Raw genomic sequence first — 11,150 nt, 5'->3', positions numbered from 1 at the left:
CCACCGGGCACCTCCGGAGTTCGTGTCCTCCCTGGTTACGGGAGCGTCAGACGCGGACCAACTCGCGGTCCCCGTCCGGGTCGCCGGGACTCCCGGCGAGCTCCTTGTGGAGCTTCTCGCCCTCGACGTCGACGTTCGGCAGCACCCGGTCCAGCCAGCGGGGCAGCCACCAGGCCTTGTGGCCGAGCAGGGCCAGTACCGCCGGCACGATCGCCATACGGACCACGAACGCGTCGAAGAAGACCGCGATCGCGAGGCCGAAGCCGATCATCTTGACCATCTGCTCGCTGGAGCCGATGAAACCCGAGAAGACAGCGATCATGATGACGGCCGCGGCGGCCACCACCCGGGTCCCGTGGCGGAAGCCGGTGACGATCGCCTCGCCGGGCCGCTCACCGTGGACGTACGCCTCCCTCATCCGCGTGACCAGGAAGACCTCGTAGTCCATGGCGAGACCGAAGACGACGCCCACCATGAAGATCGGCATCATCGACATGATCGGGCCGGTCTGCTCGACGCCGAACACCGAGCCCAGCCAGCCCCACTGGAAGACGGCCACGACCGCGCCGAGTGCCGCGACGACCGACAGCAGGAATCCGAGGGCCGCCTTGAGCGGCACCAGCACAGACCGGAAGACCACCATCAGCAGCAGGAAGGCGAGACCCACGACGAGCGCCAGGTAGGGCAGCAGCGCGTCGTTCATCTTCTGCGAGAAGTCGATGTTCATCGCGGTGGCGCCGGTGACGAGGACCTCGTCACCGCTCCGGTCGCGGATGTCGTGCACCAGGTCCTCGGTCTGGACCGAGGACGGCCGGTCCTTGGGGATGACCGTGATCATCGCGGTGTCGCCGGCCTTGTTGAGGGTCGGCGGGGTGACGGCGGCGGCGCCGTCGAGACCCTGGATGACCTCGACCGTACGGTCCGCCACGCTCTTGTCGCCGTCGACGACCACCATCAGCGGGCCGTTGAAGCCGGGGCCGAAGCCGTCGGAGAGCAGGTCGTACGCCTTGCGCTGGGTGGTGCTCGTGGGCTGCGCGCCGTCGTCGGGGAGACCCATCTCCAGCGACGCGGCCGGTATCGCCATGGCCCCGAGGCCCACGACGCCCGCGAGCAGCACGGCGACCGGGCGGCGCAGCACGAAGCGCGCCCAGCGGGTGCCGGCGTTCGGCTTGTCGGAGACCGGCGCGCCCTTGCGCACCTTGCGGCCGAGCACCCGCTTGCCCGCGAAGCCGAGCAGCGCCGGGATCAGGGTGAGGGCGATCAGGACGGCGATGACGACGGTGCCGGCGGCGGCGAAGCCCATCTTGGTGAGCATCGGGATGTTCACCACGGCCAGGCCGACGAGGGCGATGACCACGGTCAGACCGGCGAAGACGACCGCGGAGCCCGCGGTGCCGACGGCCCGTCCGGCCGCCTCCTCGTGTTCCTTGCCCTCGGCAAGCTCGGCGCGGTAGCGGGAGACGATGAACAGCGCGTAGTCGATGCCGACCGCCAGGCCGATCATCATCGCGAGGGTCGACGTGGTGGAGCCGAGGTCGAGGACGTTCGCCAGGGCGGTGATCGTCGAGATGCCGATGCCCACGCCGATGATCGCGGTGAGCAGCGGCAGTCCGGCGGCGACCAGCGAACCGAAGGTGATGACGAGGACGATGCCCGCGACGACGACGCCGATGATCTCGCCGGCCCCGGTCTCCGGGACCGCTTGCAGCGCGTCGCCGCCGATCTCCACCGTCAGGCCCGCTTCGCGCGCCTCGGTACCCGTCTCCTCCAGCGCCTCACGCGTCGCGTCGGTCAGCTCCATCGAGCTGACGGCGTAGGTGACGGAGACGTACGCGGTGGAGCCGTCCCGGGAGACGGCCTTCGCGGTGTACGGGTCGGTGACCGCCGCGATCTGGTCGGAGCCGTCCTTGAGTTCGGAGACGGCCTTGTCCACCTCGGCACGGTGACCGGCGTCGGTCATCTTCTCGCCGTCGGGGGCCTTGAAGACGACCCGGGCGGTCGCGCCGTCGGCGCTGCCGCCGGGGAAGCGCTCCTCCAGCAGGTCGAAGGCCTTCTGGGCCTCCGTCCCCGGGATGGAGAAGGAAGAGGAGGTGGCGGTGGACGCGGTGGCCGCGCCGACACCGGCGACGGCGAGCAGCGCCACCCACAGCAGGGCGACGAGACGGCGGCGCCGGAAGGCCGACCGTCCTAGCTTGTAGAGAAACGTGGCCACGAGGGCTACTCCCGTATATGAGGGTGAACAGGGCATGGGGAGCCGGCCCGACGACGAGAGCGGCGCGCGTCAGGTGCTGTGCTGTGGTGCAGCGGGGAGGGTGTCGCGACCCGGGGAGGTCAGACGCCGAGGGCGGGGAGGACCACGGCGTCGAGATAATCGGCGAGGAAGGCTTGGTCGGGTGTGCGGTCCTCGATCAGATGCCGGACGACGAACGCGCCGACCAGCATGTGCGGTACGTAACCCAGTGCCGGGCTGTCCGCTCTGACCTCGCCCCGGTCCACGGCCCGTCGCAGCAGCGCGTCGAGTCCGGTGATCTCCGGCTCGATGAGCAGCTCACGCAGGGCCTCGTGGAGATCGGGATGGGCGTGGATCGCCTGGGCCAGACCCCGCATCAGCGCGGAGTCCTTCTCCATCTGGCAGTCGTCGGTACGTTCGATCATGGCGTGGAAGTCGCCGCGCAGGGTGCCGGTGTCGATGTCGCCGACATGCACCGGCTTGCCGTGCTTCAGCGCCGTGGCGACCAGCTCGGGCTTGCTCTTCCACTGGCGGTAGAGCGTGGCCTTGCTGGAGCGCGTACGGGCCGCGACGGCGTCCATGGTCAGGGCGTCGTAGCCGACCTCGCGGAGCAGGTCGAGCACGGCTTCGTACAACTGCGCCTCGCGCTCCGGGGTGAGCCGGCTGCGTGTCATGCCTGCCTCCCGGTCGCAGTCGATCGAACGAAACTGTTTCGTACACCTCGAGAGTACCCGGGGCCGCCATCGAAACGAAACCGTTTCGCTTGTGGCCTCGGTCACGCACGTTCCCGGCCACAGAGGTTCACGCCACGGACGTTCCCGGCCACGGACCTTTCCCGCCGGTCAGGGCCCACAGTGCCGCGCCGCGCCTCGGGCGCCCCGCGATTCGCCCCGGCCCACGAGTTGCCGCGACCCTTGGCCGCGGAAAGCATTGGGGGGTGAGTGACGACGCCGCGTATCTCCGCTACCCGCATCTGTACGGCGACCTGCTGTGCTTCGCCGCCGAGGACGACCTGTGGATCGCGCCGCTGGTCCCTGAGGGGAAACAGCCCGACCGGGCATGGCGGCTGACCGTCGACCGCACCCGGGTCGGGCACCCCCGCTTCTCGCCCGACGGCCGGCACATCGCCTACACGAACTGGCGCAGCCTCGACCCGGAGATCCATCTCGCGCCCGTCGAGGGCGGCCCCGCGCGCAGGCTCAGCTACTGGGGCTCGACCGACACCCGCGTCTGCGGCTGGACCCCCGACGGCCAGATCCTCGCCGTCTCCTCGCACGGCCAGCCCTTCTCGTACTTCTCCTGGGCCTACAGCGTCCCGACCGACGGCTCTCCCGGCGGCCGGCTCCCCTGGGGACCGGTCTCCGACATCGCCGTCACCGACGAGTCCGAGGGTCCCTCCCACCCCGGCGGGACCGGCTGCGAACGGCGCACGCTGCTGCTCACCGGCAAGCCGCCGCACGAACCCGCCGCGTGGAAGCGCTACCGCGGCGGCGCGACCGGCCGGCTGTGGCTGCACGGCGAGCAGTTGCTCCCCGACCTGAACGGGCATCTCGACTGCCCCATGTTCATCCACGGCAACGGCGCCGCCCGGTGGTCGGAGGACGACGGCCGGATCGCGTTCCTCTCCGACCACGAGGGCGTGGGCAACCTCTACTCCTGCCGCCCCGACGGAACGGGACTGCTGCGCCACACCGACCACGACGCCTTCTACGCCCGGCACGCCGCGAGCGACGGCCACCGGGTCGTGTACCAGTGCGGCGGCGACCTGTGGATCGTCGAGGACCTGACCACGCCCGACTCGGTGCCGCGCAAGCTCGAGGTGCGGCTGGGCGGGCCGCGCGCCGGCCGCCGCACCTACCAGGTGCCCGCCGCCAACCATGTGGGCGCGATCTCGGTCGACGAGACGGGGCGGGCCAGCGCCGTCAACGTGCGCGGCAGCCTGTACTGGCTCACCCACCGCGACGGCCCCGCCCGCACCATCGCGGACACCCCGGGCGTGCGGGTACGGCTGCCGGTGATGCTGGGCAGCGGCGGGCAGGTCGCCTACGTCACGGACGCGGACGGCGAGGACGCCGTCGAGATCGCGTACCTGCCGCGGGCGACCGGCGACCGTGAGCCGCGCCGGCTCGCGTCGGGACAGCTGGGGCGGGTGCTGGAAATGGCCGCCGACAGCGAGGGCGAACGGATCGCCATCGCCTCGCACGACGGCCGGCTGCTCCTGATCGACGCCACGGAGGAGTCCACGGGCGAGGTCACCGAACTGGTCCGCTCCACCAACGGGCCCGTGCGGGACCTGTCGTTCTCGCCCGACGGACACTGGCTGACCTGGTCGCACCCCGGCATCGGACGCTCGCTGCGGCAGATCAGGATGGCCCGGATCGCCGACCGCACGATCGTCGACGTCACCAACGGACGCTTCGAGGACGAGAACCCGGTCTTCACCCGCGACGGCCGCTATCTCGCCTTCCTCTCCTGGCGCGGCTTCGACCCGGTGTACGACGTGCACACCGGCGACCTGTCCTTCCCGCTCGGCTGCCGCCCCTACCTGGTGCCGCTGTCCTCCGCGACGCCCTCGCCGTTCGCCCTCACACCCGAGGGCAGGCCGGCCGCCGGCGGGCTCGACCCGCTGGAGGAGGCGCCCGACAGCGCGGTGCTCGTCGAGATCGAGGGCCTGGAGAACCGGGTCACCCCGTTCCCGGTCGCCGCCTCCAAGTACTCGGCGCTGCACGCGGTCGCCGGCGGCGGCCTCGTCTGGCTGCGCTGGCCCATCTCCGGCGCGCTGGGCGAGACGTTCGTCAACCCGGCCGACACCTCCGGCAGGCCCACGCTGGAGCACTTCGACATCACCAAGGCACGGAGGACCGAACTCGTCGGCCATCTCGACTGGTTCGCCGTGAGCGGTGACGGCACCCGGCTCGTCGTCGTCGACGAGGGCGACCTGCGTGCCGTGCCCGCCACGGAGACCGGCGACCTCGACTCCACCGTCTTCCTCGACCTGCGCCGCATCCTGCACGAGGTGGACCCGGTGGCGGAATGGCGCCAGGCCTACGCGGAGGCCGGCCGCATCATCCGCGCCTACTTCTGGGAACCGGACATGTGCGGGATCGACTGGGACGGGGTGCTGGAGCAGTACCGGCCACTGGTCGAACGGGTCGCCTCCCCCGACGAGTTCGCCGATCTGATGCGCGAGGTCCTCGGCGAACTGGGCACCTCCCACGCCTACGTCACCGGCGCCCGGCGCAACGAAGGGCCGCCGCACTACCAGCGGGCCATGGGCCTGCTGGGCGCGAACCTCGTCTGCCGGGACGGGAAATGGGTGGTCAAGCGCATCCTGCCGGGCGACTCCTCCGACTCCAAGGCCCGCTCCCCGCTGGCCGGCGCGGGAATCAGGGAGGGCGCGGTCCTCACCCACGTGGACGGCCGCCCGGTCGACCCGGTCGCGGGGCCGTACCCGATGCTCTCCGCGGCGGGCGGTACGACGGTCGAGCTGACGTTCCTGCCCGCGGAGGAGGAGGGCAGCGGCCCCCCGCGCCGGGTCGCGATCGTCCCGCTGATCGACGAGCGGCCGCTGCGGTACCAGGACTGGGTGGCCAAACGGCGCGCCGTGGTACGGGAGATCAGCGGCGGAAAGTGCGGCTACCTGCACATCCCCGACATGGGCGGCTCGGGCTGGGCGCAGTTCAACCGCGACGTACGGATGGAGGTCTCCCGGCCGGCGCTCATCGTGGATGTCCGCGGCAATGCCGGCGGCCACATCAGCGAGTTGGTCATCGAGAAGCTGACCCGCAGGATCCTGGGCTGGGACCTCACCCGCAACGCCCAGCCGGTCTCGTACACCTCCAACGCGCCACGCGGACCGGTCGTCGCGATCGCGGACGAGGCGACCTCGTCGGACGGGGACATGATCACGGCGGCGTTCAAACTGCTGGGCCGCGGCCCGGTGGTGGGCACCCGCACCTGGGGCGGCGTGGTCGGCATGACGGGCCGTCACCGCCTGGGCGACGGCACCGTGATCACGGTCCCTATGAACGCGGCTTGGTTCGACGCCTACGGCTGGTCGATCGAGAACCACGGCGTCGAACCGGACGTGTACGCGCTGCGGACGCCGCTGGACTGGGCGGAGGGGCGCCATGTCGGCCTCGACGACGCGATCCGGCTGGCCCTGGACATGCTCAAGGCGGCTCCGGCCGCGGCGCCCCCGGACTACTCCGAGGTGCCCGACCTGCGCAGGCCGCCGCTGCCACCGCGCTGAACCGTCCTCCGGGCCGGCCCGGTCATGTCCCCGGAACGCTGCCGGAGCCTCCGGTTCGGGGCTGGTCCGGCCTCCGGTTCGTGGCCGGGCCACGCCTCCTGACCGGGGGTGCGGTCAGGCCGGAGGCGTCCGGCGCAGGCGGCGGTCCATCGCCATGGACAGCTCGGCCTCCACCACGCTCTTCGCGAGCGGGCGGAGCCTGTCCAACTCCCCGTCGGCACTGTGGGTGGTGAGCACGTCGACGAACAGCCCGGCCAGGGCCTCCGCGTGGACACGGACCCGGCGGCCCGCGTCCAGCACCACCGACAGCGGCACGCCTTCGCGCACCAGCGCGGCGGACACGTCCAGCAGCCGGCGGCTGATGTGGACGATCTCCTCGCCGTCCGTGGCCAGATAGCCGAGCTCCAGCGCGGTGGCCAGGTTCTCCGGGGTGACCTGCCCCTCGAAGTAGTCGGCGAGCGCTTCGGGGGTGAGGCGGACGGGGGTCTCCTCCGTCGGTTCCCCGAGGCCGAGTACCTCGCCCACGTCCCGCCCGCTCTCGAAGGCGGTGGCCAGGTCGGCGATGCCGTTGAGGGTGTGTCCGCGCTCCAGCAGGGCGGCGATCGTGCGGAGCCTGGCGAGGTGGTGCTCGTCGTACCAGGCGATCCTGCCCTCCCGGCGAGGCGGTTGTATCAGCCCCCGCTCACGGTAGAAGCGCAGGGTGCGCACCGTGATGCCGGCCTTCTCGGCCAATTCCTCCATGCGGTACTCACGCGCTTCCTTCACAACAGAAGCCTATGTTGTACCGCCGGTAACTTGTGGCGTCCTACCCCTACCGCTCGGTATGGAGCTGCTCTACCCTCCCAACCATGCCAGTGATTGCTGGCAACGTTTTTGTGTTCGGTACGGGACCGTTCCAGCGGGAGGCGGCGGCATGAGCCAGCAGCAGCACGAGCACGTACGAGTGGCGGTGATCGGATCCGGATTCGGGGGCCTCGGTGCAGCCGTCCGGCTGCGCCGCGAGGGGATCACCGACTTCGTCGTCCTGGAGCGGGCGGACTCGGTCGGCGGCACCTGGCGGGACAACGACTACCCGGGCTGCGCCTGCGACGTCCCGTCCCACCTGTACTCGTTCTCCTTCGCCCCCAACCCCGACTGGCCCCGGACCTTCTCCGGCCAGGAGCACATCCGCGCCTACCTGGAGCACGTGGCCGACACCTTCCGGCTCCGTCCGCACCTGCGGCTGAAGCACGAAGTGCTGATGATGCGCTGGGACACCGAGGCGCTGCGCTGGGAGATCGAGACCTCGCAGGGCACGCTCACCGCCGATGTCGTCGTCTCCGCGACCGGGCCGCTGTCCGACCCGAAGATGCCCGACATCCCGGGCCTCGCCGGCTTCCCCGGCAAGGTCTTCCACTCCGCCCGCTGGGACCACGACTACGACCTGCGCGGCAAGCGCGTCGCGATGGTCGGCACCGGCGCGTCCGCGATCCAGATCGTGCCGGCGATCCAGCCCGAGGTCGCGAAGCTCACCCTCTTCCAGCGCACACCTCCGTGGGTGATGCCGCGCGTCGACCGGAAGATCTCGGGGGCGGAGCGCTGGCTGCACCGGCAGCTGCCGTTCACGGGCACCGCGCGGCGCGGACTGCTGTGGGGCATCCGTGAGTTGCAGGTCCAGGCGTTCACCAAGCGGCCGAACGAGCTCGGGCTGGTCGAGCAGCTCGCCAAGGCCAACATGCGCAAGGCGATCAAGGACCCGGCGCTGCGGGCGAAGCTGACGCCCGACTACCGCATCGGCTGCAAGCGCATCCTGCTCTCCAGCACGTACTATCCGGCGCTCGCGCAGCCCAATGTGGACGTCGTCGCCTCCGGGCTGACCGAGGTGCGCGGCTCCACCGTCGTGGCCTCCGACGGGACGGAGGCCGAGGTCGACGCGATCGTCTTCGGCACCGGCTTCCACGTCACCGACATGCCGATCGCCGAACGGGTCGTCGGCGCGGAGGGCATCACGCTCGCCGAGGCGTGGAAGGACGGCATGGAGTCGCTGCGCGGCGCTACCGCCGCCGGCTTCCCCAACTGGATGACCATCATCGGTCCGAACACCGGGCTCGGGAACTCGTCGATGATCCTGATGATCGAGTCCCAGCTGAACTACATGGCCGACTACATGCGGCAGTTGAACCTGCTCGGCGCCGGCTCCGCCCTCGCCGCCCGCCCCTCGGCCGTCCACGCCTGGAACCGGCGGGTGCAGGAGCGGATGAAGCGGACCGTGTGGAACACCGGCGGCTGCACCAGCTGGTACCTCGACCAGAACGGCCGCAACACCACCATCTGGCCGGGCACCACGACCGAGTTCCGAGGCGCGACCCGGCACGTGGACCTCGCAGAGTACGAGGTGGTCCGGGCCGGCGCCGGCAAGCAGCCTGTGGAGGCCGTCGGCGCGAAGGCCGCCAAGGGCGCGAAGGACACGGAGGCCGTCGCATGATCCCCCAGAGCCTCCGGCCTGGGAGGGACCCCCAGCTGCTGCGTCGCACCGACGCCCCGCCCGTCGCCGACCGTGAACTGACCGCGGTCTCCGCCGACGGAGCACGTATCCACGTCGAGGTGCACGGCCCCGAGGGAGCCCCCACCGTCGTACTGGCCCACGGCTGGACCTGCTCCACCCTCTTCTGGGCGGCCCAGATACGGGACCTCGTCCCCGACCACCGCGTCGTCGTCTACGACCAGCGGGGCCACGGGCGCACTCCGGCGGGGGCGGTGGGCACCGAGCGGCTGGCCGACGACCTGGAGGCCGTGCTCCGAGCCGTCCTCGCGCCGGGCGAGAAGGCCGTGCTCGGAGGTCATTCCATGGGCGGCATGACGATGATGGCCGCGGCGGGCCGGGCCGGTTTCCGCGAGCACGCGGCGGCCGTGCTGCTGTGCAGCACCGGCAGCGCCCGGCTGGTCGAGGAGTCCGTCGTACTGCCGATGCGGCCGGGCCGGCTGCGGACCAGGCTCACGCATCTGATCCTCGGGGCCCGCGCGCCGCTCGGCCCGGTCACGCCCGTGTCCCGGCGCATCCTCAAGTACGGGACGATGGGCCCCGGTTCCTCGCCGGAGCGGGTCGACGAGTGCGCGCGCATCGTGCACGCCTGCCCGCGGGCCTCCCGGGTGGCCTGGTCACAGGTCCTCGGCGAACTCGACCTCGACAAGGGCGTACGGGCCCTGGACGTGCCCGCGATCGTCGTCGGCGGCACCGCCGACCGGCTCACGCCGATGGTGCACGCCAGGCGGCTGGCCGCCGAACTCCCGCAGTGCCTCGAACTGGTGGAGCTCGCGAGGATGGGCCACATGACACCGGTGGAGGCCCCCGAGGCCGTCACCGCCAAGATCCGTGAGCTGACCGGCGCGTACCTGGACACGAAGGAGGAAGCCGCATGAGCAGGGTGAGCCTGGAAGGGCAGGTCGCGGTCGTCACGGGCGCGGCGCGGGGCGTCGGCGAGCTGCTGGCGCGCAAACTGTCCGCGCGCGGCGCGAAGGTGGCGCTGGTCGGCCTCGAGCCGGACGAACTGAAGAAGGTCTCCGAGCGGCTCCACAGCGAGAGCGACCACTGGCACGCGGACGTCACCGATCACGAGGCGATGGCCAAGGTCGCGCAGGAGGTCAAGGAGCGTTTCGGCAAGGTCGACATCGTCGTCGCCAACGCGGGTGTGGCGTCCGGCGGTCCGTTCCTGCACTCGGACCCGGTCGCCTGGCGGCGGGTCATCGAGGTCAACCTGATCGGCAGCGCCGTGACGGGGCGGGCGTTCCTGCCCGTACTCCTCGAGAGCCGCGGGTACTTCCTCCAGATCGCGTCGCTCGCCGCCATCACGCCCGCGCCCATGATGTCGGCCTACTGCGCGTCCAAGTCGGGTGTGGAGGCGTTCGCGCACAGCCTGCGGGCCGAGGTCGGCCACCGCGGTGTGCGCGTCGGTGTCGGCTATCTGTCGTGGACGGACACCGACATGGTGCGCGGCGCCGACCAGGACGACGTGATGCGCGAGCTCCGGCAGCGTCTGCCGTGGCCGTCGAACCGCACCTATCCGCTCGGCCCCGCGGTGGACCGGATCGTCGCCGGCATCGAACGCCGTTCCTCGCACGTGTACGCGCAGTGGTGGCTGAGGGGGATGCAGTCGATCCGCGGCTATCTACCGGCGGTCATCGGGACGGTGGGACAGCGCGAGATGCGCCGGTTCGAACCGCGTCTCGACGGCGTCTCCACGGGCCTCGTGGGGGCCGGCGGGGCGGCCGACGAAGCGTGCCGGTAGCAGAACCACTGAGCGTAACTGATCGAAATGCGTGCTTTGTCCGTGCGTGCAACGCTGGTCGCAGCCCCGGGGGCATGAGTGCCCCCGACCCCCCACACCCCTCTTAGGAGTGACATTTCATGGGCATCTCAGACCAGTTCAAGGACAAGGCGCAGGAGCTCGCGGACCAGGCGAAGCAGAAGGCCGGCAAGGGAGACCAGTCGGAGCGCGCACGCCGCGCCCGCGAAGAGGTCTCCGAGCGGACCCAGCAGGGTCGCGAGCAGCAGGGCGCCCGGTCCCGGGAGTCCATGCAGGAACGTGGCGAGAACGCGATGCGCGAGCGCCGCGACAGGGTCGAGGACTACGACGCCTGACGAGGCCTCGTAGCACCACCGACGACGGGCGCACCCGCAACAACCGCGGG

The 11,150-nt window shown here is 71.2% G+C and carries 8 protein-coding genes; 5 read left to right on the top strand and 3 right to left on the bottom strand.

Going from position 1 to position 11,150, the window contains the following annotated elements; translation table 11 throughout:
• Positions 1-46 precede the first annotated feature (46 nt).
• Both ACWGH4_RS21735 and ACWGH4_RS21730 read right to left on the bottom strand, forming a co-directional pair.
• Positions 47-2,212, bottom strand: coding sequence for an MMPL family transporter (locus ACWGH4_RS21735; RefSeq protein WP_453463322.1), 2,166 nt, complete (start codon positions 2,210-2,212; stop codon positions 47-49).
• 119 nt (positions 2,213-2,331) lie between these two features.
• Positions 2,332-2,904, bottom strand: coding sequence for a TetR/AcrR family transcriptional regulator C-terminal ligand-binding domain-containing protein (locus tag ACWGH4_RS21730; protein ID WP_441264999.1), 573 nt, complete (start codon positions 2,902-2,904; stop codon positions 2,332-2,334).
• A 263-nt stretch (positions 2,905-3,167) separates the two neighbouring features.
• Here ACWGH4_RS21730 and ACWGH4_RS21725 point away from each other — a divergent pair, with 263 nt between their 5' ends.
• Positions 3,168-6,482, top strand: coding sequence for a S41 family peptidase (locus ACWGH4_RS21725; protein ID WP_453463319.1), 3,315 nt, complete (start codon positions 3,168-3,170; stop codon positions 6,480-6,482).
• A gap of 114 nt (positions 6,483-6,596) precedes the next feature.
• Here ACWGH4_RS21725 and ACWGH4_RS21720 read toward each other — a convergent pair whose 3' ends face one another.
• Positions 6,597-7,223, bottom strand: coding sequence for a MerR family transcriptional regulator (locus ACWGH4_RS21720; protein WP_441265204.1), 627 nt, complete (start codon positions 7,221-7,223; stop codon positions 6,597-6,599).
• A 172-nt stretch (positions 7,224-7,395) separates the two neighbouring features.
• On the opposite strand from ACWGH4_RS21720, the gene ACWGH4_RS21715 reads away from it, so the two are divergent.
• From ACWGH4_RS21715 to ACWGH4_RS21700, 4 genes are all read left to right on the top strand, one after another.
• On the top strand, positions 7,396-8,946 hold the full coding sequence (locus tag ACWGH4_RS21715) for a flavin-containing monooxygenase (RefSeq protein WP_453463316.1): 1,551 nt from the start codon (positions 7,396-7,398) through the stop codon (positions 8,944-8,946).
• Positions 8,943-9,881, top strand: coding sequence for an alpha/beta fold hydrolase (locus ACWGH4_RS21710; protein WP_453463313.1), 939 nt, complete (start codon positions 8,943-8,945; stop codon positions 9,879-9,881). The genes ACWGH4_RS21715 and ACWGH4_RS21710 overlap by 4 nt, the downstream gene beginning before the upstream one ends.
• On the top strand, positions 9,878-10,747 hold the full coding sequence (locus tag ACWGH4_RS21705; RefSeq protein WP_453463310.1) for an SDR family oxidoreductase: 870 nt from the start codon (positions 9,878-9,880) through the stop codon (positions 10,745-10,747). The genes ACWGH4_RS21710 and ACWGH4_RS21705 overlap by 4 nt, the downstream gene beginning before the upstream one ends.
• Positions 10,748-10,866: 119 nt before the next feature.
• A complete protein-coding gene (locus tag ACWGH4_RS21700) occupies positions 10,867-11,100 on the top strand; it encodes a hypothetical protein (RefSeq protein ID WP_005316466.1) in 234 nt (77 codons plus the stop codon).
• Positions 11,101-11,150: the final 50 nt, after the last annotated feature.

This window comes from Streptomyces sp. NPDC054847, assembly GCF_053610925.1.
Note: the sequence above shows the minus strand (reverse complement) of the source record. Positions and strands in the feature narration are given on the sequence as shown.

What these genes read in the sequence shown, in the direction of transcription:
- ACWGH4_RS21730 (WP_441264999.1), bottom strand. Translation starts at nt 2,904, where the DNA reads ATGACACGCAGCCGGCTCACCCCGGAGCGCGAGGCGCAGTTGTACGAA.
- ACWGH4_RS21720 (WP_441265204.1), bottom strand. Translation starts at nt 7,223, where the DNA reads ATGGAGGAATTGGCCGAGAAGGCCGGCATCACGGTGCGCACCCTGCGC.
- ACWGH4_RS21705 (WP_453463310.1), top strand. Translation starts at nt 9,878, where the DNA reads ATGAGCAGGGTGAGCCTGGAAGGGCAGGTCGCGGTCGTCACGGGCGCG.
- ACWGH4_RS21710 (WP_453463313.1), top strand. Translation starts at nt 8,943, where the DNA reads ATGATCCCCCAGAGCCTCCGGCCTGGGAGGGACCCCCAGCTGCTGCGT.
- ACWGH4_RS21715 (WP_453463316.1), top strand. Translation starts at nt 7,396, where the DNA reads ATGAGCCAGCAGCAGCACGAGCACGTACGAGTGGCGGTGATCGGATCC.
- ACWGH4_RS21700 (WP_005316466.1), top strand. Translation starts at nt 10,867, where the DNA reads ATGGGCATCTCAGACCAGTTCAAGGACAAGGCGCAGGAGCTCGCGGAC.